Below are 25,505 nucleotides of genomic sequence, written 5' to 3' on the forward strand. Positions count from 1 at the left end.
GAGGCATGACCATCTTTCAGCACTTTTCTGTTCCTGTAATGATGCTACAATTGAATTTAATTAAAACAACTGATTCATCTTCACGATGTTCAACGTCGTATGCTTTTCCATTATAACGGAAAATTGAGCGTTCTGTCAGCTAAACTCTGTTGCTATCATTTTCTGGTCTATGGTATTCTTTTATGTAAGAAATGAGGGAATCCACTATGAACGAACGACAAGGGCTAATCGTTTACGTCCATCAATTAAAACATGCGAAGTCACTTCGGAAATATGGTCATGTTCTTTATATTTCTAGAAGACAAAAATACGTAGTGCTTTACTGCGATCGTGAGGATATTGACATGATGACAACAAAACTACAACGCCTTCCATTTGTGAAAGACGTTGTGGCGTCTTATCGTCCTTTTGTAAAAACTGAATATGAAAATGCAAAACCAGATAAAGCAAAGGAATATGACTATAAAGTAGGTCTATAAACTTATGCCAATGGAGGTATATAGTTATTTAGTCTTAATATACCTATTAGGTATTGATAAAATAGTTTTGATTCCGAAAATATAGATGAGTGCTTTATTTCTACAACTACTGCTTTTCGACCGAGTTGTTCTATTTGTGCTTCAAACATTTTTTGTCGCTGTGTGGGCTGTTCTTCATTGTATGGGATGCCTTCTCGACAAATATAAATAGGCATGAATTTACTTTCGCCGACTGGTTTAAGGGCGACAGCTAAAGAAATCACCTTCTTGTCTTCTTTTGTAGATGTTAGTAAAAAGGCTTGATGAAAACGTTCCTGGTTGGTTTTAATAATTTCGAGTAGCTCGTATACATCACCATAGCCTTCACCTAATTCTATAAATTGTTGTGGCATAATAATTGCACATCCTTTCCAATATTCATAGTATCATGCTGCGGGAGGTCAAGCACATGAAATTTGCATTGAGCTTTTTTTCTATTTTAGCACTAATCATTACAGGAACGGTATTTTTCCAATACCATGCTTATTCATCTGATTTAGAAACAGGCATAGGAGATTTTCATTATTCTCAGGAAATAGAAATTGTCTATCGCGAAAATAGCTTAGATATTCGTCAACATTTTAAAAACCTACCAAATCAAAAGGTGAAAATTAAATGGCCTGAAAAAGCAACAAATGCTAGTTGCTTTATTGAAAATGAAAAAAGCTGTGATCGTTTATCAGATGAAGTTTCTTACTTTGCAAAAGGGGAGACAAAATCACAATCTGTGTCATACATAATTCCGATTGAGGGTGGCTTAAAAAATAAGATGCTCCTTCAAAATGTTTTTGCTACACTAATAAATGGTGAAGCATCCTATTCAATTGTTTCAATTTCTACAGACAGTAAGGTGAAAGGACAATGGGTTACAGGTTTGCCCCTAGTAGGTCAACAACAACTTGTACTTGTCAATTACACCATGTTTAGAGGAAACGGTACTGTTCAAGATTTATATTGGCAAGCTGGGGAGCTTAAAGCGCAAGAACAGACACCTGTGTTATCAATTTATGCCCAGCAAAAAGTCCCTAATGATTTTCTAAAGTCATTAGAAAATTTACAGCTTCTAAGTGATGAGCATATTGCAATTATTCAAGAAAAAAGTCCAGTAGCAGTTCATGACGAAAGATTGTTATTTTTACCAACGCTTACTGCACAAGCTGTAGAGCAAGAAGTAATTTTATCACAAATCAAATCACAATATAATTTTGTAGATTCCCCAGAATGGTTGCCTGAGGTTGTGGCATCCTATTTAATAAGCGATCCAATTGGTGGAGAAAAAACAAAGAAAATCATCAAGACATTAAATGATTACATGACGGATGCTCAACAACAAGCTTGGCAGGAAACATTGAAAAAGCTTGGAGATGAATCAATTTCACCAGATACAATGGACAAGTATTTATCACAGGTATTAGATGCCAAGACATCTTATTTTGCATTAAATGCAGCTCAGCAAAATGGAACCTATCCACTTTTATTTGAGGATGCACGTGATGTCTATGTGGATGATACATTGAAGGAAGATGTTCATGTTATTCTCTATGAGGGACAGGTGTTGTATACGGCAGATACATTATTGCCTTACCTTGGCTACTCAGCTGAGGAAGGAAAGAATGGCTATTATGTTAATAGCGAGCATCGTACATTCCGCTTCCCTAAAGAGCCTGGATTCTATGTATTCAATCAGCGTAGGTATTCATCAATCTCTGAACCAATCATAAAGATTGCTGATCATTATTATGTAGAAGAAGCTTGGTTACAGCGATTATTCCAAGTTGAATTGCAAAAAAAGGATGAGCGTATTCAAGTATTAAAACAAGAGCAACAATAACTTTTGCAGCGGAGGGCCAACCTTTCGCTGCAAAATACTTTATATAGACGAAAGTACGGTGAGATATTGATATGAGAGTTGTAGCAGGAGAGCGCAAAGGAATGCCGCTTAAAGCAATAGCGGGAAATACGACAAGGCCTACAACTGACAAAGTAAAGGAATCCATTTTTAATATAATCGGACCATTTTTTGATGGAGGTTTGGCGCTAGATTTGTTTGCTGGAAGCGGTGGTTTGGGGATTGAATCATTAAGTAGAGGAGCAGAACGTGCTATTTTTATTGAGAAAGACCCTAAAGCATTCCAGGTGCTACAAGAAAATATAAAAAAATGCCGTTATGAAGAATATACAGAGCTTTTTCGTATAGATGCAAAGCGCGCTGTGAAAGCGCTATTAAAGCGTGATATTACATTTAAACTCGTATTTTTAGATCCACCTTACCATCAGCAGGAATATTATGACCTCGTACAGATTTTGGTCGATAACAGTAAAATACAACAAGATGGTATTATTTTATGTGAACATGCAAAAGAGATAGGATTACCTCAAAATTTTGGGGAGTTTGTTTTAACAAGACAAGAAACCTATGGCGGAACAATTATTTCTGTTTATCGCTGTACAGAGGAAGAGGGAGAATAAATTGTCTGAAAAAATTGCTGTAGTTCCTGGAAGTTTTGACCCTGTAACATTCGGCCATTTAGATATAATTAAACGTGCGGCCGATGTGTTTGATATCGTATATGTAGCAGTATTAAACAATTCAGCAAAGAATCCTTTGTTTTCTGTAGAGGAACGTATGGCTTTGATGGCTGAAGTGACAAAAACCTTACCTAATGTTCGTATAGAGAGTTCTTCAGGCTTATTGATTGATTATGCTAAGGAAAAAAAGGCGAAGGCAATTGTTCGTGGCTTACGAGCAGTTTCAGATTTTGAATATGAGATGCAAATTACTTCTATGAACCGTTTCCTGGATGAAACAATCGAAACATTTTTCATCATGACGAAAAATCAATATTCATTCCTAAGTTCTAGTATAGTAAAAGAGGTTGCGAAATACGGTAGTGATGTTAACGAGCTAGTCCCTACATGTGTCGTAAAGGCTTTAAAAGAAAAATATGGTTTTACACAATAAGGATGAAGAGGATGTCAAGAGAACGATGACATCCTCTTTTTGATATTTAGAGCGAGTGTTATTTTAGAAAAAATAAAGCATAAATAGTTGGTACAATGATTATGCTAAGGAGGCGGAATTTAATATAAGGTCGTACAGAAAGTTTTGCAGATTTGGCGATAACAAAAATTTGTAAGTGAATACTTATACTTTGCATCGTTAACAAAATTACAACAAGTAAATGGGTATACGGAAGATCTGGAAATGCTGTAACTGTCATTTTAAGACCGTTCGTTACCTCCAGAACAGCTGCTATGGAAAGCTCAATCGTATAGGGAAGCTTTGGTATCAGCTGATCTAAGCCTTGTTGTACAATGGTTTGAATCGTTGTGAAAAAGATGATGGTTGTACCAACTAGCAGAATGGTTGGGGCTGTTTCTTTAATACTTTCCGAAAATGGAGCACTATAGAGTGGTGTGTTGTGTACGGAGATAGTAGGTGAATCAGTTTTGCGAAAGAAAAAGTAGCCAGTTACTAGGCAACAAATATTAAACGTATGTAGTAAACATAAAAACAACCATCCAAACGTATTACTGTGTAGTAAATCAAGGCTTACAAAACCTAATACAAAAAGTGGACTAGGTGCATGACAAACAGCTAGCAAGAAATTTGCCTCTTTAGGGTGTAATTGACCACTATTTTTCAAATAAACAATAGTGGTTGCGCCAGTTGGATAGCCTCCAAGGGCACTAATAACGTAGGCTTGTACGTATAAGGAAGCCCTTTTTGTTTTGGTACGCATAGGAGCTGTTAAACGCAGAAGCCATTGTGTTAACACAAGATACGGCAATAAGTACGGGAAAAGTGCTTCCATGAAAAGATTTAAGCCTAAATCTGTACCACTGTGAGCGGTTTGTGGGAATAACAAGAGTAAGAGAATTAGAATCACGCAGAGCACTATTTGAATTGTAGCAAACATGTTATCATCTCGTTTCAACTTTTTGTCATTCACATAGGCAAATGCTAAAATCAATATATGTGAGAAAGGCAAAAACATGAACGTATGGTTTTGCAAGCGTCCTAGGAGGTGTTTTCAAGTGAAGAAAAAAATTAGTACTTATGCAGTGTTGATAGTCGTGATTTGTTTTATGATGTTATACCGACTAGACGCGTATATTATGAAACCTGGAAGTGCCTATGATGTCAGTAAATTTGTTACTGTGGATAGTAAAGAGGCAGATAGTGAGGGGTCATTAAGTTTAATGACAGTTGCTATGCAGCAAGCCACACCATTTTCGTATTTGTGGGCGAAAGTCCAAAAATATCAAAAGCTAATGGATATTGAACAAGTACGAAATCCTTTAGAGGATGATGAGGAATATAATATTCGACAGTTAAAGTTAATGTCTGATTCACAATTTAATGCCAAATATGTAGCCTTCCAAAGAGCAGGGCTAGAGACAAAGGTTCTTTTTAATGGTGTATTCATATTAAATGTTTTAGACGGAGGAGCTTCGGACGGTATTTTAAAAGCTGGTGATGAAATTGTCGAGGTTGATGGTCAAAGAATAACTAGCCAGCAAATGCTTGTGGATCTATTAAAACCTAAGCAGCTTGGCGATAAGGTAACCATTCAATTTATACGTAATGAAGAACAACATCAGGAGACTATTACACTAAAGGAAATTCCTAATGCCCAAGAACATAGAGCAGGTTTAGGTATTTCCTATACTGAAAGCAAATCGATTGAAACTAATCCGAAAGTGACGATGAAAACAGAGGATATCGGGGGACCTTCTGCTGGACTGATGTTTACACTTGAAATATTAGACCAATTACTTGATGAAGATTTAACAAAAGGCTATGCAATTGCTGGTACAGGTGAAATGCTAATAGATGGAATCGTTGGCAGAATTGGTGGAATAGACTATAAGGTTATTGCCGCTGATCGTGACGGCATGGAAATCTTTTTTGCACCAGATGATGAAATCTCTCGAGAAATGAAAGCGAAGTACCCAGAGCTAGAATCGAATTATGCAACGGCTGTCAAAACGGCAAAAGAGATTAAAACAAAAATGAAAATCGTTCCAGTGAAGAGCGTTGACGATGCTATCAATTATTTAAAGCAACTTCAACCAAAATAATATAAAGGGATGCTAAGAGGACTTTAGCATCCCTTTTGATGTCTTTAGCAACGAATCGGCGGTGTTTGATAATCCTTCGGCAGTGTAAGATCCTTTGTTCCTTGCTCGATACTTAGATTATAAAGCTCTGCTGCATGTATATCGATAGCTAGCATCGCATCGTTTGTAGCTGCAACGCGACTGATTAAGGGTAATTCTATATTCTTTTTTTGCTGACCTAAATAAGCTTGTCCCATCGAACTCATACCCAATAGCCGAATAAAAGAGGGCGTGTTAAAACTTTGAAGCTGCTTTTTGGTAAACCCTGTATAGATATGTGTTATCATCCGTTGAAGGCGGGTCCAAGTATAACGCTTAGATTTTATTTTTTCCATAAAGCTATAAAATGTAGAACTGGTTTTGGCTGCTTTTACAATTGCGTTTTCTATGCCCTCTGTTACTTCTGCATAACGAGTAAGTTCTGAAGGGGTATGTCTTATAATGGTGAACTGTAATAACGGCCAAAATGTTTCCCAGCTTGCAAATTGGTTATACTTTGTATGCCAGTCAGTTAAATAATCAAAAGTAGCAGTAGGAACAACATTTTGTACACTTTGTAAAGAATTTGTAGAGGCAAGGGCTTTACGTATGCCAGTGGCACTGGCGATCGATGCATCTTCTTTTAATGCATCATGATATCCTGCTGCAACGCGAGGAATTGTTAGTGGTTTAATGTTGCTGTTAAGTGCCCTCGCTGCTTCAAGATAATGAAAGCCCAATATATTATTTGGTTGTGCAAGATCGATGTATGGAGCAGGGTACATCTGAGAAAGCTGTTCATAGGCGTAATGAAGGCTTTTTGGGTAGCTTGCACCTGTTTTAAGGCTGTCTTTAATGAACAGGTCATATTCTGCACGGTGGCTGTCAATCAGCTCGAAAGTGTTTAGAAAGGGCTGAATAGAGCCGTCTTCACTTCCAAAGGCAAAAGAGTTGCAACCAACAGCACTTAATAAGGAAATGGCTCCTTTTGCGAAATCTGTAGCAGGTGCTGTACTATAGACATAAGGCAGTTCAATAACAATATCTACACCGCCAGAAAGCGCCATTTTAGTACGTGTCCATTTATCTACCATGGCAGGTTCTCCACGTTGTAAAAATGTGCCGCTCATAACAGCAATTACGAGATCTGCCTGTGCTGCTTTTTTAGCCTGTTCTAAATGATAAGCATGTCCGTTGTGAAAAGGATTATATTCAACAACAATTCCAACTGCTTGCATGCTTCTCCCCCTTATAATTTGTGTCTTTATTTTAAACTGTTAGGAGTAAATACACTTCTCATAGTATATAATTATAGGTGGGTTTTAAAGTGGTGACAAGAAATTATCTTGACATCTATTTTTACACATTATATAATCAACATTGTTGTCTCGAGGTGATTAAACGAATGAAATGGTCAATTCATCAATTATCTAAATACCGCCAAAACGGGATGCCAATCGATGCCTTTGTCCAGCTGGACGAAGTGATGGAGCGAAACCAGGATATTCGAGCAATTTCGCCCGTTCATGTAAAAGGGCTATGTACTTTTGGTGCATCGCAAATGACATGTCAGTTAACTGTGACAGCAACGTTAACACTACCATGTGCTCGCACATGGGAGGATGTTGAGTTTCCAATTGAAGTTGAGACAGTTGAAATTTTTAGCTGGATCGACGAAGATAAACGAGGAGACGATGACGGAGACATTCACTATATTGACGGTGAAGTCATCGACATGAAACCGGTTCTTGAGGAATTAGTTTTGCTTGAGGTACCAATGCAAGTGTTCAAGGAAGATTCTGAAGGACAAGTGCATGGTGGTAAAAATTGGTCTTATGCAACAGATGAAGACGTAGAGCTACACAAAAAAGCTGACGAACAAAAAGTGGATCCAAGACTAGCTGCTTTAGCTAAGTATTTTGATCAAACAGACGAATAGACGATCTGTAAGGAGGTGCCATCAATGGCTGTACCATTTAGAAGAACTTCTAAAACTGCAAAAAGAAAGCGTCGTACGCATTTCAAATTATCTGTACCTGGTATGGTAACTTGCCCTAACTGTGGTGAGGCTAAATTATCACACCGTGTTTGCAAAGCTTGCGGACAATACAAAGGTAAAGAAGTAGTAAGCAAATAATACAGTGTTTGCTCACTTAAAAGGCTAGTAGAGAGACCATGGCTCTTTACTAGCCTTTTTGTTTGCTTAAAAAGACGGAATATTGCGTTGATTATGAAGTTCTTTACAATAGTGAAATAATTGTGTGATACAATTTATTCATTGCGACAAAGGGGGTAGTAATATGTCTTATACGATTGGCAATCATGATGGCATTATGACGTTTACCATTAACCGTGAAGAGAAACGGAATGCTGTCAATGATGAAGTGATGAACGGTCTTCAAGAAGTCATTACGTATATTCGTGGGCATGAAGATGTGCGTTTCTTAGTAGTGACTGGTGCTGGCGATAAATCGTTTTGCTCAGGAGGGGATTTATCTGAGTTTCATTCACTGGAAACAGAGGATGAGGCATTTGGTATGTTAAGTAAGATGGGGAAAATATTATATGACCTTGCTACGCTTCCAGTACCAACTATAGCACTTATAAATGGTGCTGCTGTTGGAGGGGGCTGTGAGATTGCAACAGCTTGTGATTTTCGTTTAGTAGCTAGCCATGCGAAATGTGGATTTATTCAAGGAACACTAGCCATTACAAGTGGCTGGGGTGGTGGTACATATTTATTTGAACGAGGTTTGCGTCATGATCGTGCAATGAAGATGCTAGTGGATGCGAAGCCTTACCCTGCGCAATTATTATATGAGATAGGATGGGCTATGCGTGTTTTTGAAGGCTCAAAAGAAGATGCCTTGAACGATTTTATTGAACATATGCGAAAAATTCATCCTTCTGTTCATAAAGCTTATAAGGAGATTGAGCTGCGAAAGTGGCGTGAACGAAATATGTATGAGCGTGTGATGGAAGAAGTTCGTACCTGTGCAAAGTTGTGGGAAAGTGAAGCACACCATCAAGCGGTTAATAATTTCTTGACAAAGAAGAATAATAAGTAATGTATAAAGACAGTGATGAGAGTAAAAACATCATCTCTGTCTTTTTTCATGCAATGATTCTATTTTGTTTGCTTTTGCATATAGTAGTAAAAAATGCGAGGGTGATAGATTATGGAATTGAAAAAAAGAAAAGATCAATGGACAAAGGAAGATGATGAAAGACTAGCAGAAATCGTATTGCATAATGTGCAAAATGGCAAAACACAGCTAGAGGCCTTTGAAATGGCGGCCATAGAACTAGGTCGTACAAAACAAGCGTGTGGTTTCCGTTGGAATAAAACATTGCGTGGTCAATATAGCCAGTCACTATTAGCTGTGCGAAATCAGCCCCAACAATCTATGCGAAGTCATTTGAAATTAGCGTTGACAAGTTTTGATGAATTAACGGAGGCTTATCAAACGCTTGAAATGAAGCATCGTGAATTGCAAAATGAGCATGAGAAGCTAGTGAAATGGCTTCAGCAAGGTTATTCATTAATGAAAGATTAAAATTATGATTACGTGGCTTTTGGAACATGAATTACATTGCTTTTCTTTTATGGACATAAAACCCTTTCTGTATATCGTCAATAATCAGTCTATCCTGTATAATAAAAGAACCTGCATAGAAGGTGCCTTAGATGTATTCTAAGGCACCTTATTCTTATAGTTTTAAGAATATATGCTATTCAGAGGTGAAGCATCAGATGGGGGTTTTAAAGTCTGCTGATTTAGGGGGCGTGCCAAAAATGCGTCACCCTCTTTGATGGTGTGAATAATAGCGTGTTGCTCCGAAGTATCACAGCGTGTCTCCAGTATTTTTGGAACAAACTGGATGTAATGACGTCGAGGTAACATTGATCAGTAAAGTTGGAAAGGGTGTAGACAATGAAAGTAGCAATAATTGGGGCAGGGGCAGTTGGTCAATTAACAGCAAGTTTTTTAGCGGAGTCTGGTGTATTAGTAACGTTGGTTGCCAGAAGGCAGGAACAAGTAAATGAACTAAATGCCAAAAAGTTAACACGTATCAACGTTGATGGAACTAAAGCTGTGCAAAGAATTGTTGCTACGACAGATTTGACTAATCTACCAAAGCAAGATTTATTAGTGATTGCTGTTAAATACGGACATTTGCAAAAGCTCTACAATCAATTAGCCTTATTCTCAAGTGATATGCCGTTGCTTTTTATGCAAAACGGCTTAGCGCATTTTGAGGAGGCGCTACTTTTGCCACAAAAAAATATCGCCTTTGGTTCAGTGACCTTTGGAGCTCAATTGTTGGACCAATCAACGGTTCAGCATAGAGGAGTAGGACTATGTAAAATAGCGATAGAACGAGGAGAACACTGGGCCTTTCAACAGTTATTACAATTACAACATTCCTTATTTCCTATTGAATTGGCTAGTAATGCAGAGCAAATGCTTTTTGCAAAAGCGGTACTTAATAGCTTAATTAATCCATTGACAGCTGTTTTGCAAGTAAAGAACGGAGAGTTAGTGGCTAATCAACAAGCATTTTTACTGCTAGAAAGTATTTATCGAGAACTTACGGAAGCTTTTGAACTCACCATATCTTTTAGTGATGTGATAGACTTATGTAGGAAAACGGCCAACAATACTTCGTCTATGCTAGGGGATCGTCTGCAGGGGAGAAAAAGTGAAATCGAAACAATTGTTGGTGTCATTCTAAATAAAGCTTTAGCAAACGGTCATAATTTACCTACTTTGCGTACTTTATATCATCAAGTGCTTGCAATAGAGGAGAGCGGTGAAAGAAGTTGAAAGACCTTTTACATATAGTTATTAGTATCATTATTTTTTGTCCAATTGTTCTTTTCATAATTGTTTATCTGGTTGGCAGGAAAGTTAAAATTCGTGGCACACATGCATTTGGTGCAGCCTCTGATGTTACGACATTGTGCTTGTTTTTTTCTGTTCCGTTAGCCGTCGGCGTACTTTGGCGTGTGAATGTTGGGGCTCTTTTGGTGATACTCGCGATAATGATGGCCATGATTTTTACATATATTGATTGGCGAACTAAAAAGGAAATAGAAGTAAAGCCGTTATTAAAGAAAATTTGGCGTTTTTTATTCTTAGTACTTAGTACAGCTTATCTAGTCATATGTATCGTGGGTGTTATTCAATCCATTATGGAATATTTACAGGTTGTCTAAGCATTTTCTTTTCATGTTGAAGCTTTAAGCGTTAAAATAATAGCATTAAAATAGTTATAAAAATCATTCTATGGGGATGAGAATATTGATTGCATTCATAAACCTTCGTAACTAGAAGCGTAGTTCAGTGACATGAGGAAGTGAACCAGCACATGTTTTTTGTACCGAAAGCAAAGTTAGGTATAGAAAATCCTTCTCGAGGGAGAGCGATGGCTTTTAAATCGAAATGTCTGCTGCAAAATTGTTGCCTCAAAGCCGCTAATAGATGCCGCAGATTTTTTTGAGCAATTTGAATGTCAAGGCGACATTGAAAGCCTCATGTGCATAGTATGAATGAAATTCAATTTCTTGTTATGAGTAAGGAAATGATTTAGTGAGTAGAGGAGTTTATGTTAAATGAAACTGGAGTCAATCCAAGTACCTATAAAAAATCATGTACTAGCAGATTACTGGTCGCCAAATACTGCCATACATCAATTTTTTGAGTATGAATACAATGATCAAGCTTTTGAGAAAAGAGCGGAGCATTTAGCGCGAAATTCCCGTGATCAAAAAGAATTAACAACAATCATCCGTCAATTTATGGAGCCACTGGGGTTATCAAAAAAAGCGAATGAACATTTAGAACAACTAGAGCAAGGAGCTATGGTAATAGTTGGTGGACAACAAGCAGGTATCTTAACAGGCCCTCTTTACTCCGTTCATAAAGCTATTTCAGTTATTGCATTAGCGAAAGAGCAAAGTACGAAGCTTCAACAGCCTGTTATTCCTGTTTTCTGGATCGCTGGAGAAGATCATGACTTAGAAGAAATTAATCACACCTATACGGTTCATGGGGAATTGCTGAAAAAAAGAGCTTATGGAGAGCGATCTAGACGTAAAACGATGGCTTCTGCAACAGCCCTAAACAAAGAGTCGATGACGCAATTAATTAATACTATTATTCGTGATATTGGAGAAACAGAGTATACAGAAACGCTGATTAAGCAGTTAGTTGACGCATTGAATAATAGTGAAACATTTACAGATTTCTTTGCCTGTCTAATGAATCAATTGTTCAAAGAGGAAGGTTTATTATTAATCGATGCCGCCAACTTTCAATTCCGTCAATTTGAACATAAATATTTTGCTCAAATCATTCAATCCAATGAAGAAATTGCTAGAGTAGTAACGGAAAAGGAGCAAGAGCTTGAACGTGCTGGCTATGGTAAGCCTATTTTAGCAACATATGAAGCCGCTAATTTATTTTACGTAGAAGATGGGGAGCGACATCTTTTAGAAAGAAAAAATGATCTGTTTGTTAATTTAGCGGCAAACCTTAAATTTACACAAGAAGAGCTATTAGAAGTGGCGCATAATCATCCTGAACGTTTAAGTAATAACGTAGTAACTCGCCCTTTGATGCAGGAGATGACATTACCAGTATTAGCGTTTGTCGGAGGTCCAGGAGAGCTAGCTTATTGGGCGACACTGAAAAATGCATTTTCAGTGTTAGATTTGCAAATGCCGATTTTTGCTCCGCGCCTACATATTACTATTATCACTCGTCATGTAGAGCAATTATTACGTGAGCATCAACTAACTGTTACTGACGTATGGGAAGGGAAAGCATTACAACTGAAAGAACGTTTTATTGCAGATGTTCAGGACAGTGAAGCCAAACGTCAAATCCAAGCTATGCAGCAGTTGTTAGTAGAAAAATATGAAGAGCTAGCCTCCTATTTAGAGAACCAGCATCTGCAATTAGATAAGATTCTTGAGAAAAATCATGAAAATCATGCGAAACAATTTGACTATCTACAGCAAAAAATTGAACAAACTGTATTAGGTAAGCATGAAACGACGATTCGTAAATTTATGACACTGCAAAATGAATTATATCCTAATGATGGTTTCCAAGAGAGATCCTTTAATCCATATCAATATTTCAATGAGTTTGGACCTATGTTAATTACTGAAATGCTGAAGCAAAATTATAGCATCGGTAAACACCACTATTTACTTTATTTATAAAATTAATAAATAGATACTTTTTACCTAAGTAGTAATTTGATATCCTGTAAATTTGATGAATAATGTCGACATAAATAGTATTTAAAGAGCTATCCTACTAGGGGTGGCTCTTTTTTTATATCATTTAGCATATGTCGAAAAAATTCCTAAAGGTCTAATTGCATATTAAGCGATAAAATGTCAAGTTTTTTTTAAAAAAAGTGGAGGAAAGTGGGGGGATGTGGTACATTATTTAATAAAGTGGGGTGAGTAGTATGTTCATGGGAGAATATCAACACTCCGTTGATGCGAAAGGGCGATTAATCGTACCGGCAAAATTTCGTGAAGCTTTAGGCGAAACGTTTGTTGTCACAAGAGGTCTCGATAACTGTCTATTTGGCTATCCTATGAATGAATGGCGAAAACTCGAAGAGAAATTAAAAGGTTTACCAATGACCAAAAAAGATACACGAGCATTTGCGAGGTTTTTCTTTTCCGGAGCAACAGAGGTAGAGATAGACAAGCAGGGGCGTATCAATATCCCAGCTACCCTTATGCAACATGCGCATCTAGTAAAAGAATGTGTGGTGCTGGGTGTTTCAAATCGAATCGAGATTTGGGCTAAGGATGCTTGGGAAGCTTACTTTAGTGAGTCTGAACAATCTTTTAATGAAATTGCAGAAAATATGATTGGCTTTGATTTTTAACTTGTAATAGGCATTACAACGTGATAGTTGAATGAGGTTAAGGCCTGAGAGGAGCGAGTGGTATGTTCGATCATACAACCGTGTTATTAAAAGAAACTGTTGATGGGTTGAACATAGATCCTGATGGTGTATATGTGGACTGTACACTTGGCGGTGCGGGACACAGTGAATATCTAGTACAACAATTATCAGATAAAGGCCGTTTAATTTGTTTTGATCAAGATATGACGGCTATTGAAAATGCGAAAATTCGATTAGCACCTTATATAGAGCGTGTTACATTTATCCATTCGAATTTCCGTTACTTAAAAGAAGAACTATTAGCTCATGGCATTAAGCAGGTTGATGGTATTTTATATGACTTAGGCGTATCTTCTCCACAATTAGATACACCTGAGAGAGGCTTTAGTTATCACCACGATGCACCACTTGATATGCGTATGGATCAAACTGCAACTCTGACAGCATCAGATGTTGTTAATCAATGGGCATACGAAGATCTTGTTCGTATATTTTTCCGTTATGGAGAAGAAAAGTTTTCTAAACAAGTTGCCCGTAAAATTGAAGAGGCTCGAAAAATAGCACCGATTGAAACAACTGGTCAACTTGTAGAATTAATTAAAGAGGGTATTCCAGCAGCGGCACGCCGAAAAGGTGGACATCCGGCAAAGCGCATTTTCCAAGCAATAAGAATTGCTGTTAATGATGAGCTAGGCGCAGCAGAGGATTCATTAGTCGATGCGATTGATATGATTAACGTAGGGGGGCGCATTAGTGTCATTACGTTCCATTCATTGGAGGACCGCCTATGCAAGACAATCTTTAAGGAAGCGTCATCATTACCGGAATTACCACCAAATTTACCTGTAATTCCTGATGACATGAAGCCAACTTTAAAGCTTATTACTCGAAAGCCTATTATTCCTTCTGATGAAGAATTGGCAGTTAATAATCGTGCGCGGTCAGCGAAGCTTAGAGTGGTGGAGAAAATTAACGACAAAGGGCGTGAGTAAATGGCAGCAGTTCGTGTAAGGCAACAGCACCAACATCAACAAGTGCAACAACCGATAACACCACCTAGTCCACAACCCACTATCATACGTCGTAAAAAAACGAACCAGAAGTTTGAAAAGACAATGCTAATTGTTTTAATTGGCATTATTGCTGTACTAGGAATACTTGTATTAAATAAACAAGCAGCGATTCAAACAACAAGTATAGACATTCAAAAAATCGAATCAGAAGCAGAAGAGATTGCGAAACAGAATGTTGACTTAACGGTTCGTGTAAGTGAACTTTCTACATACGAAAACATATGGAAAAAAGCCAAAGAACTCGGTTTAACTCAAAATGAGAAAAATGTAAAGGTAGTGCCGGGAGAATGAAAAAAAAGAGATTTCGATTCCAATGGGGAGCCTTTCTATTATTAATTTTTTATGGAGGGCTCTTTTTTCTATTATTCACAAGAATGGTGACATTACAGGCTACAGGTGAAGTGGAAGGACAAGAGCTTGCAGCGAGAGCAGCAGCTAAGTATGGTAAGGAAAGTGTAATTACAGCTAATCGTGGAAAGATTTATGATCAAAATGGACAAGTAATTGCAGAAGATACATTAAGTTATCGCATGATTGCCATTGTAAGTGAAAAGGCTACAACAGATCCTAAGAATCCCCGACATGTAGTGGATTCGGAGAAAACGGCAAAAGTACTAGCGAAATATATTCCAGCGATGAAAGAAAAGGAAGACGAGATTGTTAAAAAATTGAACAATCGATATAGAAGTGATGGTGAACCTTTATATCAAGTTGAGTTTGGTAGTGCAGGCCGCGGCATTAGTCACGAGGTCATGAGTAAAATAAAGGAAGAAAAATTACCAGGGATTCTCTTTGTGAGTGACTTAAAACGGTATTATCCAAATGGTGTATTTGCTTCTCATTTAATTGGCTATGCTCTCAAAAAAGATAATGAAGATGGCACGGTTACGACCAAGGGAGAAATGGGTCTAGAATATACGTATGATAAAGAATTAACAGGCGTTAATGGCAAAGTGGAATATGAGACAGATGCTTTCCGCTATTTGCTTCCAAACAGTGAGAAAATGATTACACCTGCAAAAAATGGGGACGACATTTATTTAACACTTGATAAAACAATCCAAAGCTTCTTAGAGGAAGCAATGACAAAGGTTGAACAGGAATATAATCCTGAGTCCATGACCGCGGTTGTAGCAGATCCGAAGACTGGAAAGATTTTAGCAATGTCACAGCGTCCTACATTTAACCCAGAAACACGTGATAGTCAAAATATGAAGTGGCTGAATGAAGTGATTGAGGAGACAATTGAGCCTGGCTCTACGATGAAAACTTTCACGCTTGCTTCAGCTATAGATACGGGAAAATGGACACCGAATGACCCATTTAAATCAGGTTCATATACAGTATTTGACCGTACGATTCGAGATCACAATAGATATGGTTGGGGTTATATCACTTATTTACAAGGGTTCCAACGCTCTGCTAATACTGCTATGGCCCATTTATTAACAAAGATTGGCGATGATGTATTTATTGATTATCTGGACCGCTTTGGTTTTGGGCACAAAACGGGTATTGATTTACCGAATGAAGCAACAGGTACTATTTTAACAAAGTACCCTATTCAACGAGTAACAACTACCTACGGTCAAGGTTCTACAGTAACACCTATTCAGCTAATCCAAGCGATGACTGCTATCGCGAATGATGGCAAGATGATGCAGCCGTATGTTATTGACCGTATTGTTGATTCTTCTACAGGGAAAATTATTCAAAATCATGAGCCTGTTGAAAAAGGACAGCCGATTAAAGCTGATACAGCGAAACAAGTACGAGAAATCCTAGCTTCAACGTTAACATCAGAATATGGTACAGCTAAGGATTTTATATTGGAGGATTATGAGGTTGCAGGGAAAACGGGGACTGCCCAAATTCCAAAAGCTAGTGGTGGATATCTTTCAAACCAATACCTTTATTCATTTTTAGGCTTGGCTCCTGTAGATGATCCACAGCTAATTGTATATGTCTCAGTGAAAAAACCTAAGCTGAACAATGAGCTTGGATCGGTACCAGTATCAAAAGTCTTTAATCCAGTTATGTTAAATAGCTTAAAGCACCTTAATATCAACCCAGACGATGTTCAACATGTCAATAAAGTCAGCATTCAGGACTTTACAGGTCAAAGCGCTGAAGCGGTTGAAGTAGAATTAGCCAATGATGGCTTACAACCAATTGTTGTTGGTAATGGTGGTAAAATTATTGAACAATATCCAATGAACACTCAAAAACTGGTAAAAGGTAGTTTTGTATTTTTAAAGACAGATGGCGAGGTAACATTGCCAGACTTTACGAATTGGTCATTACGTAATTTACTAGTCTTCAAATCTATGACTGGACTAGAGATGGAAATATTCGGCGAAGGTTTTGTAGCAAGTCAAAGCGTTTCAGCTGGAACCGTCATCACTGATAGTTCCCCGATTGTTGTTAAGCTTAAAACACCTGCCGAAAGCTTTGTACAAGACGTGGAAGCTGCCTCTGAGGGTGAAGTTGAAGAAGTAGAGGATGAATAATACTGAATAGAAGTCCACTTTATTTCATACGTTGTAAAAAACAAGGTGTGATGTCGAATGAAGTGGATTTCTATCCATTCTAAAAAGCGTTTACGTATTTTATATGTGTTGTTTATGTGTGTAGCATTGGCAATTGTTGTTAGGTTATTCTTTTTGCAAGTGCTAGATCAAAAAGAATTGACTACCAAGGCAGAGGAGAACTGGGACAGGGAAATTCCATTTGCGAATGAACGAGGACATATAACAGATCGAGACGGAGAGAGTATTGTAACTAATAAGCTAGCGCCTACATTATATTTCATGCCTTCACAAAGCAATGATATTGAAGGAGCTGCTGAAAAAATTGCCCAGGTTCTCGAAGTGGATAAGGCGAAGCTATTAGAGAAAATGCAAAAAAAAGCTTACTTAGTGAAACTAGCACCTGAAGGCAAAAATATACCTTATGAAAAAGCAGTAGAATTACAAGGCATGCAAATTGAAGGGTTGTATAGTGGTGTTGATTATTCTAGGGATTATCCTTACGGCACGCTATTATCTAGATTTTTAGGTTTTACAGGGTATGATGCCCAAGGATTAGCTGGAATTGAATATGAATATGATAAATTTCTGCAGGCTAATTCTTCTGCGATCCGTCTCTTTACAGATGCAAAAGGTAATAATTTGCCTAATGTTTCAAGTGCTTGGAAAGCAGGAGAGGATGGTGCTACGATCGAGCTAACAATTGACGTTGATGTACAGCAAGTCGTGGAGCGTGAAATATCGCAAGCAATGAAGCGCTATGAAGCTGACCAAGCACTAGCGATTGCGATGAATCCAAACACTGGCGAAATTTTGGCATTAGCCTCTTATCCTACTTTTCATCCAGCTGAATATCAATTAGTAGAGCCAGCCATCTACAATCGAAATTTACCTGTATGGATGACGTATGAGCCAGGTTCTACTTTTAAAATTATTACCCTTAGTGCTGCGTTGGAAGAAAACCTAGTGGATTTGGAGCATGAAACCTTTTATGATCCAGGTTATACAATGGTGGCGGGAGCAAAGCTTCGCTGTTGGAAACGTGAAGGACATGGGCATGAAACATTTTTAGAGGTGGTTGAGAACTCCTGTAACCCAGGCTTTATAGAATTAGGACAGCGTCTAGGCAATGAGCGACTACTACAATATATTAAAGACTTTGGTTTTGGACAAAAGACAGGGTCTAATATTGCTGGTGAAGCATCTGGTATTTTATTTTCTAAGGATGCCTTTGGTCCTGTTGAGCAGGCCACCACTTCATTCGGGCAAGGGGTAGCCGTGACACCTATTCAACAAGTTCAAGCAGTAGCTGCTGCCATAAATGGAGGCAAGCTTTATACGCCATATGTTGTGAAAAAGGTATTTAATCCAAATACAGGAGAAGTCATACAGGAAACGCAACCAGTTGTTAAAAATCAGGTAATTCGTGAAGAAACCTCTGCTAAGGTTCGAGGTGCTTTGGAATCAGTAGTAGCGAATGGTTCAGGTCGACAAGCCTTTCGAGATGGACTGCGAATTGGTGGTAAAACTGGAACAGCACAAAAAGTTGAAAATGGCCGTTATAAAAGTGGAGAATACATCGTATCTTTTATTGGCTTTGCACCAGCAGACAATCCGCAAATTGTTGTCTATGTAGCTGTTGACAATCCGAAAAAGACAACCCAGTTTGGTGGTGTTGTAGCAGCACCTATAGTGGGGCAAATTATTGAGGATGTTGCGCCTTTTGTAGGTATTGAAAAATCGAAGGAACAACTGGAAAAGGATTATCGTTATGGTGACCCAATTACTGTGAAGGTACCTAATTTTATTGGTCAAACAAGGGATGATATTGCCAAGCAATTTTATCCATTCCGTATTGAATGGCATGGGGAAGGGACTAAAATTGGCAATCAATTACCTGAAGTGGATAGTGTTATCAAACAAGATGGTACCATTCATTTATATTTGGAGAACTAAAATAACTTTACCTTTAAAAAATGGGAAAGAACCACTATTATTATGAAGGGTAGTAATAATAAAATGAAAGTTAATGCTTTTTTCTTAAAGAAGAAAGTGAAACAAGATTTAAAGGAGATTTTTCAATGAAACTCGCAACAACACTTACCATTTTAGCTCTTGCTTTTATAGTAACAGTTATCCTGGCACCAATTAGTATTCCACTTCTTCGTCGTCTAAAGTTTGGGCAAAGTATTCGAGAAGAGGGACCAAAATCACATATGAAAAAAGCTGGTACACCAACAATGGGAGGAATCATTTTCTTAATATCCATTCTCCTAACAACTGTTGGTGTAGGTAGCTTTTTAGATTTATTAACGACACATACCGTAGTACTTTTATTAGTGTTAGCAGGATTCGGCTTAATAGGTTTATTAGATGATGGTTTAAAGGTTGTATTTAAAAGAAATTTAGGTTTAACCTCTCTTCAAAAATTGATTGGTCAAATTGTTATTGCTATTCTTGCGTATTTCCTTCTACATGTAGGATCGTTTGATACAACGTTAGCTATTCCATTTACGGAGTGGACAATTGATCATGACGTATTCTATGTAGCCTTTTTAATTTTCTGGTTAGTAGGCTTCTCCAATGCAGTGAATTTGACAGATGGTCTAGACGGGCTAGTGGCAGGTACTGCCTCCATTGCCTTTGCAGCATTTGGTGTTATTGCGCTATTCCAAAGTCAGGCAGATATTGCACTATTTTCGTTTGCTGTAACAGGTGCTTTATTAGGCTTCTTATTATTTAATGCAAATCCTGCAAAGGTATTTATGGGGGATACGGGGTCATTAGCATTAGGTGGAGCATTGGCTATGGTATCTGTCTTAGTAAAAGAAGAATTCTTGCTTTTACTAGTTGGCTTAGTGTTTGTTATAGAAACACTTTCCGTTATTTTGCAGGTAGGTAGCTTTAAGCTTCGAAAAAAGCGTATTTTTAAAATGAGCCCTATTCATCATCATTTTGAATTATCGGGTTGGTCAGAATGGAAAGTAGTGCTTGTCTTCTGGTCAACTGCCTTAGCAGTAGCATTAATTGCAGTCTTATCGGAGGCGTTCTAATGAAAAACTATACAGATTTACAACATAAAAAAGTACTTGTGTTAGGTCTAGCAAAAAGTGGTGTGGCCGCTGCGGAAATTTTACATGAGCTTGGTGCATTTGTAACAGTAAATGATTCAAAACCATTTGATGAAAGTCCAGATGCACAAGGGTTATTACAGAAGGGGATTACAGTAATTTGTGGTCGCCATCCTGAAGATTTACTTGATGAAGGCTTTGAGTTAGTGGTAAAAAATCCAGGTATACCTTATAGCAATCGAATTGTGGCTGATGCCCTTAGTCGAGAGATTCCAGTCTGGACAGAGATTGAGCTAGCTTTTTTAATTAGTGATGCACCATTTATTGGTATAACAGGCTCAAATGGCAAAACAACGACGACAACTTTAATATTCGACATGTTAAGTAAAGGAAGTAAAAATCCGTTAATTGCTGGAAATATTGGGACAGTTGCTTGTGGCGTCGCAAAAGAAGCGAATCAAGATGACATCATTGTAACAGAACTGTCCTCATTCCAATTGATGGGGATCAAAACGTTTAAGCCTAAAATTGCTATTTTGACGAATCTTTATGATGCGCATTTAGACTATCATGGAACATTTAATAACTATGCTGAAGCGAAGTTTGGCGTAACTCGTAATCAAGATGACAGTGATTATTTTATTTATAATGCCGACCAACCGATTGTGGTTGGATATGCAGCACAATCTCATGCACAGAAGATTCCATTCAGTTCGAAGGGACGTACTGCAAATGGGATTAGTGCAGATGAAACTACAATTTATTGGCAAGGGGAACCATACATGGATCGCGCGAACATTGCCTTGCCTGGTAAGCATAATTTAGAAAACATCTTAGCAGCCGTGGCAGCCTGTATTTTAGTTGGCTGTGACAAAGAGAAGATGGAAGAGGTTTTAGCGACATTTGGTGGAGTTAGACACCGTACACAATTCGTACGTGAATGGAACGGTCGAAAGATTTACAACGACTCTAAGGCAACCAATTGTTTAGCGACAAAGAGTGCTTTAGATGCTTTCCAAGCTCCTGTCATTTTACTCGCAGGTGGCTTAGATCGTGGACATTCTTTCGAAGAACTTCGCCCTTGTATGAGTCATGTAAAGGGTGTTGTTGCGTTTGGAGAAACTGGCTTACGATTTGTAGAATTTGCAAAATCGTGTGGTGTCCAACAAACCGTCATTGCTCAAAATGTAGAAGACGCTGTTCAATATGCAGCACCGATGTCTGCAGAAGGAGATGTTATTTTACTATCTCCAGCATGTGCAAGTTGGGATCAATATGACAGCTTTGAAATACGTGGAGATGTTTTTATTGATGCTGTAATGAAGCTGTAATGAGCCTGTAACTATTTTAGAATATACTTGACTTGGAAGGATGGCATTACTGAGAGGTAAAGAAAGCTACTTATTGCTCGTCACAACTTTGATGCTATCAATAATCGGCATTATTTTCGTCTATTCTGCAGGTACCTACTGGAGTGCCGTTCATTATAGTGGAAAAATGCCGTTTTATTTGAAGCAAAGCGTATACTTTGTGGTAGCCATTGTCGTATTTTTAATCACGATTCGATTAAATATTTTGAGAGAGCAGTCCTTTTGGAAAATGGCCTATATATTTTCGTTAATTTTACTCGTTCTCGTACTGATTCCTGGTATAGGATTGGTGCGAAATGGTTCGCAAAGCTGGATTGGTGTAGGTCCATTAACAATACAGCCAGCAGAGCTAACGAAAATTACCGTCATTGTGTACTTGAGCCATATATTAGCCCAACATAAAACGGGCACTCCTGTTGTTAACTGGCGACATGGTTTTATCCTGTTACTTCCTGTTGTTCTTATCATGTTGCAGCCGGATTTTGGCTCAGTATTTATTCTCGTTGTATCTGTGTTTTTATTGTTTTTTGTCGCTGGCTATCCTCTAAAACTATACGCCATGATTATGCTAGCTGGTGTCGCTGGATTAGTAGGTCTCATAGCGACAGCACCATATCGTCTAAAGCGTATAGAAGCATTTCTTGATCCATGGGCTGATCCCTTGGTTAGTGGGTTCCAAGCGGTGCAATCTTTAATGGCTATCGGTCCAGCAGGGATTTTTGGGCATGGCTTTGGACAAAGCCGACAAAAGTTTCTGTATTTACCAGAGCCTCAAAATGATTTTATTTACGCCATTATTTTAGAAGAAGTCGGATTGATTGGTGGCCTCGTTATTTTAGCGCTTTTTATACTAACGATCTATGCAGGCTATAGATTTGCTGTACAGGCTAAAAACCGAACGTCCTATTATGCGATTATCGGGCTAGTCACAATGCTTATGGTGCAGGCTTTTCTAAATATAGCTGTAGTAATAGGTTTAGTGCCAGTAACGGGTGTTACATTACCTTTTATTAGCTATGGTGGAACATCTTTAGTAACAATGTGGTTAATAATAGGTATTATTTATCAATTAGCGAAATAAATATAAAGGAGGAGTACTTTTATGGAGAAAGTAATTGATATAGAAGAACGCATACCTACGCTAAAAAAGCGACGAAAAAAGCGTACAAACCGGAAATTTATAGTGCTAATATTACTTTTCTTTATTGTGTTAGCAGTACTCCTTTATTTTCAATCTCCATACAGTAACATCAATAAAATCACTGTCAATGGTGCTAAGCTAGCGAATGACCAATATTATTTGGAGGCAAGTACTCTTGCACCAGGAAAATCAATGTGGAGTTTCAAAGTGGAAGATATTGAGCAGATTTTATTAAAGGATAAATGGGTAAAAGAAGTACATGTTAACCGTAACTGGTTACAAGGCGTAGCAATTGATATTAAAGAGTGGAAAAAAGTTGCGTACTTAGCTGGAGACGGGACTTATTATCCTTTGCTAGAAAACGGTAAGCGCTTTGAACAAAAGGGAAATGATACACCCATTGATGCACCTGTTTTTATCGGGATAACCGGTGAAAAGACAATTAATAAGCTTGTTGAACAGCTAGCACAATTAAAGCCCGAAGTATTAGCTTTAATTTCTCAGGTTAACACGAATAGTAATGAAGCAAATCCAAATGCAGTCAAGCTTTATATGAATGATGGCTACGAAGTACGTGCTGTTATTCAGACACTAGCGGAAAAGTTAAATTACTACCCCTCTATTGTCGCACAAATTGCTAACTTAGAAAAAGGTGTGATTGATTTAGAGGTTGGTTCATACTATCGTCCTTTTAACGAGGAATACAACAAGATTAGTATTGACATGGAAGCAAATGCAGATGGTGAAATGGTTAACCAGGAAGTGACAGAAGATGAACAACAAGAAGACGAATAGCAAAGGTAGTTTTTTTACTAGAAAACAATTCGAATTACTAATTGTTTGTATAACAACAGGATTTATCATCGGCTATTCATACAACCAGGCGAAAGATAATCGAGAGGCAGGCACTATTAATTCTGAGCTTTTTGAGCAAGAAGATTCTTATCGTGAGGAGTTAATCACTCAACAAGAGCGTAATAAAGAACTCACGGAAGAAGTAAATAATTTACAAGAACAAATTCGAAAGTATGAAAAATCCTTTGCATCAAACGAAAAGGACTATAAGAAGCTTGTTGAGCAAGCAGAAGATTTACGGTTTTTACTCGGTGAACTAAAGAGTGAGGGGAAGGGCATACGCATAACCCTTCAAGATGGAGACTATGATCCAAAATCCTTAAATCCAAATGACTATATTGTTCATGAAAGTCATGTATTTAAATTGTTAAATGAACTAAAAATTTCAGGCGCGCAAGCTATTGCTATTAATGGACAACGTGTATTAGCGAGTTCTTATATTCGCTGTAATGGCCCAGTAATAACAATTGATGGTACACAACATCCAGCTCCGTTTGTGATCGAAGCGGTTGGTGATTCAGATACATTAATAGCTTCTTTAAACTTAAACGGGGGCGTTGTAGATCAATTATTAAATGACAATATTGTGGTGTCACTTGAAGAAAATCAGAAGCTTACCATGCCAAAAGTAAAAATAGAAAGTTAGGACAAGTTCTATACTTTAAACTTCATGTTTAATTTAGCCTCCAGTTATATAGTCGATTGTAGAAAATTATACAATTCAAAGTCGTATTCTGAGGGGCATACGATACGTCTAGGAGGGGCTATTTTGAAAAGAAATATGTACACCCGAATAACGATCGTGCTATTTATTATCGGTTTGATGATAGCGGTACAATACAATACCATACAAAAACCAGCTGAGCGAGATACACGAGATATTTGGGCAATAAGAGAGGAATTAGCACAAGAAAAACAAAGACATTCCGCACTACTGGCAGAAATTCGCTCACTTCATGAAGTAGTGGATCGCTATGAGCAATCTGAAAAAGTAAATCAGCAAGCAGCCTTAAATGAAACATTAAATCGTTTAAAGCTACAAGCAGGATTAACAGAAGTTATAGGGCCAGGTGTTGTACTTCGAGTTGAACCTGCACCTGAACTGATAGAAATGGGCTATGAAATTAAAGAGATTTCACCCGATTTGTTAACTCAATTATTGAATACCCTTTTTAAGAACAATGCTACTAATGTCTCAATTGATGGTAACCGTGTAGTACAAACAACAGCCATACGGGATATCAATGGTAAGACAACAGTAAACAGTATACCACTGTCTTCGCCTTCATTTGAGATATTTGTTGGGACAAGCGATTATAAAGCAGCGCAAAAAATGTATAATTCCTTGCAGGCCTCAACATTTATAGACTCATTTTATTTAGACAATTTTAATTTAGTAATCGAAGAACCAATTGAACAGTTACAACTTCCAGCATTTGATCAGCCGTTGACAAATGATTATTTAGCAGAGGTAAAAAAAGGAGATTAATATATGTGGCTACCATTTTTAGGTTTGATATTTGGACTTGCCCTTGGCTTGTTAACAAATATACAAATCCCCTCTATGTATGAAAATTATCTGTCAATAGCTGTTTTAGCAGCTTTAGATACATTATTTGGAGGTATTCGTGCTCAATTACAGCAAGTTTACGATGATAAAGTTTTTGTATCAGGATTCTTTTTTAATATAGTTCTAGCAGCAGGATTAGCTTTTATAGGAGTGAATTTGGGGATAGATTTGTATTTAGCAGCGATTTTCGCTTTCGGAGTACGTTTATTCCAAAATATAGCAATCATTAGGCGTATATTACTAACTCGGTTAGATGAGAAACGTCACAAGCGGAAAAAAACTTCCATAGAATGAGAGAAAAATTGACCAAAATACTCGATTTGCTTAGACATTAT

Annotated in this window: 27 protein-coding genes; 24 read left to right on the forward strand and 3 right to left on the reverse strand. The window is 37.7% G+C overall.

What is annotated here, in order from left to right; translation table 11 throughout:
* Nucleotides 1-206: 206 nt before the first annotated feature.
* Complete coding sequence (locus LCP48_RS04815) at nt 207-479, forward strand: YlbG family protein (protein WP_004224806.1); 273 nt, start codon at nt 207-209, stop codon at nt 477-479.
* A gap of 2 nt (nt 480-481) precedes the next feature.
* Here LCP48_RS04815 and LCP48_RS04820 read toward each other — a convergent pair whose 3' ends face one another.
* Nucleotides 482-871: a DUF7147 family protein gene (locus LCP48_RS04820; RefSeq protein WP_004224807.1), complete on the reverse strand. Its 390-nt coding sequence runs from the start codon at nt 869-871 to the stop codon at nt 482-484.
* A 56-nt stretch (nt 872-927) separates the two neighbouring features.
* On the opposite strand from LCP48_RS04820, the gene LCP48_RS04825 reads away from it, so the two are divergent.
* The 3 genes from LCP48_RS04825 to coaD all read left to right on the forward strand — a co-directional run bounded on the left by LCP48_RS04825 (nt 928) and on the right by coaD (nt 3,480).
* Nucleotides 928-2,349 (forward strand): hypothetical protein, encoded by a 1,422-nt coding sequence (locus tag LCP48_RS04825; protein WP_004224809.1) that lies wholly within the window; start codon nt 928-930, stop codon nt 2,347-2,349.
* Between the two features lie 71 nt (nt 2,350-2,420).
* A complete protein-coding gene (gene rsmD, locus LCP48_RS04830; protein WP_036219467.1) occupies nt 2,421-2,987 on the forward strand; it encodes a 16S rRNA (guanine(966)-N(2))-methyltransferase RsmD in 567 nt (188 codons plus the stop codon).
* A gap of 1 nt (nt 2,988) precedes the next feature.
* On the forward strand, nt 2,989-3,480 hold the full coding sequence (gene coaD, locus LCP48_RS04835) for a pantetheine-phosphate adenylyltransferase (RefSeq protein ID WP_004224812.1): 492 nt from the start codon (nt 2,989-2,991) through the stop codon (nt 3,478-3,480).
* A gap of 58 nt (nt 3,481-3,538) precedes the next feature.
* Here coaD and LCP48_RS04840 read toward each other — a convergent pair whose 3' ends face one another.
* Nucleotides 3,539-4,438, reverse strand: coding sequence for a hypothetical protein (locus LCP48_RS04840; RefSeq protein WP_009373505.1), 900 nt, complete (start codon nt 4,436-4,438; stop codon nt 3,539-3,541).
* 118 nt (nt 4,439-4,556) lie between these two features.
* Between LCP48_RS04840 and LCP48_RS04845 the strand changes: the two genes are divergently transcribed.
* Nucleotides 4,557-5,603 carry a SepM family pheromone-processing serine protease gene (locus LCP48_RS04845; RefSeq protein ID WP_004224816.1) on the forward strand — a complete coding sequence of 349 codons (1,047 nt, stop codon included), beginning with the start codon at nt 4,557-4,559 and terminating at the stop codon, nt 5,601-5,603.
* Between the two features lie 44 nt (nt 5,604-5,647).
* Here the strand turns inward: LCP48_RS04845 and LCP48_RS04850 are convergent, their stop codons facing one another.
* Nucleotides 5,648-6,859, reverse strand: coding sequence for a nucleotidyltransferase (locus LCP48_RS04850; protein ID WP_004224817.1), 1,212 nt, complete (start codon nt 6,857-6,859; stop codon nt 5,648-5,650).
* 167 nt (nt 6,860-7,026) lie between these two features.
* On the opposite strand from LCP48_RS04850, the gene LCP48_RS04855 reads away from it, so the two are divergent.
* From LCP48_RS04855 to LCP48_RS04945, 19 genes are all read left to right on the forward strand, one after another.
* A complete protein-coding gene (locus LCP48_RS04855) occupies nt 7,027-7,560 on the forward strand; it encodes a YceD family protein (RefSeq protein ID WP_004224818.1) in 534 nt (177 codons plus the stop codon).
* A 24-nt stretch (nt 7,561-7,584) separates the two neighbouring features.
* Complete coding sequence (gene rpmF / locus LCP48_RS04860) at nt 7,585-7,758, forward strand: 50S ribosomal protein L32 (RefSeq protein WP_004224819.1); 174 nt, start codon at nt 7,585-7,587, stop codon at nt 7,756-7,758.
* 163 nt (nt 7,759-7,921) lie between these two features.
* Complete coding sequence (locus LCP48_RS04865; protein WP_004224820.1) at nt 7,922-8,689, forward strand: enoyl-CoA hydratase/isomerase family protein; 768 nt, start codon at nt 7,922-7,924, stop codon at nt 8,687-8,689.
* A 111-nt stretch (nt 8,690-8,800) separates the two neighbouring features.
* Nucleotides 8,801-9,178 (forward strand): transcriptional regulator, encoded by a 378-nt coding sequence (locus LCP48_RS04870; RefSeq protein ID WP_004224822.1) that lies wholly within the window; start codon nt 8,801-8,803, stop codon nt 9,176-9,178.
* 378 nt (nt 9,179-9,556) lie between these two features.
* Nucleotides 9,557-10,450: a ketopantoate reductase family protein gene (locus tag LCP48_RS04875; protein ID WP_004224827.1), complete on the forward strand. Its 894-nt coding sequence runs from the start codon at nt 9,557-9,559 to the stop codon at nt 10,448-10,450.
* On the forward strand, nt 10,447-10,842 hold the full coding sequence (locus tag LCP48_RS04880; RefSeq protein WP_004224829.1) for a DUF3397 domain-containing protein: 396 nt from the start codon (nt 10,447-10,449) through the stop codon (nt 10,840-10,842). Before LCP48_RS04875 ends, LCP48_RS04880 begins: the two co-directional genes overlap by 4 nt.
* A 396-nt stretch (nt 10,843-11,238) precedes the next feature.
* Nucleotides 11,239-12,855, forward strand: a complete 1,617-nt coding sequence (gene bshC / locus LCP48_RS04885) for a bacillithiol biosynthesis cysteine-adding enzyme BshC (protein WP_216485584.1) — start codon at nt 11,239-11,241, stop codon at nt 12,853-12,855.
* 254 nt (nt 12,856-13,109) lie between these two features.
* Complete coding sequence (gene mraZ / locus LCP48_RS04890) at nt 13,110-13,541, forward strand: division/cell wall cluster transcriptional repressor MraZ (RefSeq protein WP_004224832.1); 432 nt, start codon at nt 13,110-13,112, stop codon at nt 13,539-13,541.
* Between the two features lie 62 nt (nt 13,542-13,603).
* The gene (gene rsmH, locus LCP48_RS04895) at nt 13,604-14,554 is read left to right on the forward strand and encodes a 16S rRNA (cytosine(1402)-N(4))-methyltransferase RsmH (RefSeq protein ID WP_004224833.1); all 951 of its coding nucleotides are present in this window, start codon (nt 13,604-13,606) and stop codon (nt 14,552-14,554) included.
* Nucleotides 14,555-14,926 carry a cell division protein FtsL gene (ftsL, locus tag LCP48_RS04900; RefSeq protein ID WP_004224836.1) on the forward strand — a complete coding sequence of 124 codons (372 nt, stop codon included), beginning with the start codon at nt 14,555-14,557 and terminating at the stop codon, nt 14,924-14,926.
* A complete protein-coding gene (locus LCP48_RS04905; protein WP_225340753.1) occupies nt 14,923-17,145 on the forward strand; it encodes a penicillin-binding protein in 2,223 nt (740 codons plus the stop codon). Before ftsL ends, LCP48_RS04905 begins: the two co-directional genes overlap by 4 nt.
* Nucleotides 17,146-17,202: 57 nt before the next feature.
* Nucleotides 17,203-19,119 carry a stage V sporulation protein D gene (locus tag LCP48_RS04910; protein WP_004224841.1) on the forward strand — a complete coding sequence of 639 codons (1,917 nt, stop codon included), beginning with the start codon at nt 17,203-17,205 and terminating at the stop codon, nt 19,117-19,119.
* A gap of 125 nt (nt 19,120-19,244) precedes the next feature.
* Nucleotides 19,245-20,216, forward strand: coding sequence for a phospho-N-acetylmuramoyl-pentapeptide-transferase (gene mraY / locus LCP48_RS04915; RefSeq protein WP_004224845.1), 972 nt, complete (start codon nt 19,245-19,247; stop codon nt 20,214-20,216).
* Nucleotides 20,216-21,565, forward strand: coding sequence for a UDP-N-acetylmuramoyl-L-alanine--D-glutamate ligase (murD, locus tag LCP48_RS04920; RefSeq protein WP_004224847.1), 1,350 nt, complete (start codon nt 20,216-20,218; stop codon nt 21,563-21,565). The genes mraY and murD overlap by 1 nt, the downstream gene beginning before the upstream one ends.
* 40 nt (nt 21,566-21,605) lie before the next feature.
* Nucleotides 21,606-22,685, forward strand: a complete 1,080-nt coding sequence (gene ftsW, locus LCP48_RS04925) for a putative lipid II flippase FtsW (protein WP_004224848.1) — start codon at nt 21,606-21,608, stop codon at nt 22,683-22,685.
* A 21-nt stretch (nt 22,686-22,706) separates the two neighbouring features.
* Entirely contained in the window at nt 22,707-23,540 is an 834-nt protein-coding gene (locus LCP48_RS04930; protein ID WP_004224849.1) for a cell division protein FtsQ/DivIB, read from the forward strand.
* Entirely contained in the window at nt 23,518-24,246 is a 729-nt protein-coding gene (locus LCP48_RS04935) for a DUF881 domain-containing protein (RefSeq protein WP_004224850.1), read from the forward strand. Before LCP48_RS04930 ends, LCP48_RS04935 begins: the two co-directional genes overlap by 23 nt.
* Nucleotides 24,247-24,369: 123 nt before the next feature.
* Nucleotides 24,370-25,089 carry a DUF881 domain-containing protein gene (locus LCP48_RS04940; RefSeq protein WP_004224851.1) on the forward strand — a complete coding sequence of 240 codons (720 nt, stop codon included), beginning with the start codon at nt 24,370-24,372 and terminating at the stop codon, nt 25,087-25,089.
* Between the two features lie 3 nt (nt 25,090-25,092).
* Nucleotides 25,093-25,464, forward strand: a complete 372-nt coding sequence (locus tag LCP48_RS04945) for a small basic family protein (protein WP_004224852.1) — start codon at nt 25,093-25,095, stop codon at nt 25,462-25,464.
* The last annotated feature ends 41 nt before the right edge of the window (nt 25,465-25,505 follow it).

The sequence above is a fragment of the Lysinibacillus capsici genome (genome assembly GCF_020217405.1).
GTDB classification, from domain to species: Bacteria; Bacillota; Bacilli; order Bacillales_A; family Planococcaceae; genus Lysinibacillus; species Lysinibacillus capsici.

What these genes read in the sequence shown, in the direction of transcription:
- LCP48_RS04815 (WP_004224806.1), top strand. Translation starts at nt 207, where the DNA reads ATGAACGAACGACAAGGGCTAATCGTTTACGTCCATCAATTAAAACAT.
- LCP48_RS04820 (WP_004224807.1), bottom strand. Translation starts at nt 871, where the DNA reads ATGCCACAACAATTTATAGAATTAGGTGAAGGCTATGGTGATGTATAC.
- LCP48_RS04825 (WP_004224809.1), top strand. Translation starts at nt 928, where the DNA reads ATGAAATTTGCATTGAGCTTTTTTTCTATTTTAGCACTAATCATTACA.
- rsmD (WP_036219467.1), top strand. Translation starts at nt 2,421, where the DNA reads ATGAGAGTTGTAGCAGGAGAGCGCAAAGGAATGCCGCTTAAAGCAATA.
- LCP48_RS04840 (WP_009373505.1), bottom strand. Translation starts at nt 4,438, where the DNA reads ATGTTTGCTACAATTCAAATAGTGCTCTGCGTGATTCTAATTCTCTTA.
- LCP48_RS04850 (WP_004224817.1), bottom strand. Translation starts at nt 6,859, where the DNA reads ATGCAAGCAGTTGGAATTGTTGTTGAATATAATCCTTTTCACAACGGA.
- LCP48_RS04855 (WP_004224818.1), top strand. Translation starts at nt 7,027, where the DNA reads ATGAAATGGTCAATTCATCAATTATCTAAATACCGCCAAAACGGGATG.
- rpmF (WP_004224819.1), top strand. Translation starts at nt 7,585, where the DNA reads ATGGCTGTACCATTTAGAAGAACTTCTAAAACTGCAAAAAGAAAGCGT.
- LCP48_RS04865 (WP_004224820.1), top strand. Translation starts at nt 7,922, where the DNA reads ATGTCTTATACGATTGGCAATCATGATGGCATTATGACGTTTACCATT.
- LCP48_RS04870 (WP_004224822.1), top strand. Translation starts at nt 8,801, where the DNA reads ATGGAATTGAAAAAAAGAAAAGATCAATGGACAAAGGAAGATGATGAA.
- LCP48_RS04875 (WP_004224827.1), top strand. Translation starts at nt 9,557, where the DNA reads ATGAAAGTAGCAATAATTGGGGCAGGGGCAGTTGGTCAATTAACAGCA.
- bshC (WP_216485584.1), top strand. Translation starts at nt 11,239, where the DNA reads ATGAAACTGGAGTCAATCCAAGTACCTATAAAAAATCATGTACTAGCA.
- mraZ (WP_004224832.1), top strand. Translation starts at nt 13,110, where the DNA reads ATGTTCATGGGAGAATATCAACACTCCGTTGATGCGAAAGGGCGATTA.
- rsmH (WP_004224833.1), top strand. Translation starts at nt 13,604, where the DNA reads ATGTTCGATCATACAACCGTGTTATTAAAAGAAACTGTTGATGGGTTG.
- ftsL (WP_004224836.1), top strand. Translation starts at nt 14,555, where the DNA reads ATGGCAGCAGTTCGTGTAAGGCAACAGCACCAACATCAACAAGTGCAA.
- LCP48_RS04905 (WP_225340753.1), top strand. Translation starts at nt 14,923, where the DNA reads ATGAAAAAAAAGAGATTTCGATTCCAATGGGGAGCCTTTCTATTATTA.
- LCP48_RS04910 (WP_004224841.1), top strand. Translation starts at nt 17,203, where the DNA reads ATGAAGTGGATTTCTATCCATTCTAAAAAGCGTTTACGTATTTTATAT.
- mraY (WP_004224845.1), top strand. Translation starts at nt 19,245, where the DNA reads ATGAAACTCGCAACAACACTTACCATTTTAGCTCTTGCTTTTATAGTA.
- murD (WP_004224847.1), top strand. Translation starts at nt 20,216, where the DNA reads ATGAAAAACTATACAGATTTACAACATAAAAAAGTACTTGTGTTAGGT.
- ftsW (WP_004224848.1), top strand. Translation starts at nt 21,606, where the DNA reads ATGGCATTACTGAGAGGTAAAGAAAGCTACTTATTGCTCGTCACAACT.
- LCP48_RS04930 (WP_004224849.1), top strand. Translation starts at nt 22,707, where the DNA reads ATGGAGAAAGTAATTGATATAGAAGAACGCATACCTACGCTAAAAAAG.
- LCP48_RS04935 (WP_004224850.1), top strand. Translation starts at nt 23,518, where the DNA reads ATGAACAACAAGAAGACGAATAGCAAAGGTAGTTTTTTTACTAGAAAA.
- LCP48_RS04945 (WP_004224852.1), top strand. Translation starts at nt 25,093, where the DNA reads ATGTGGCTACCATTTTTAGGTTTGATATTTGGACTTGCCCTTGGCTTG.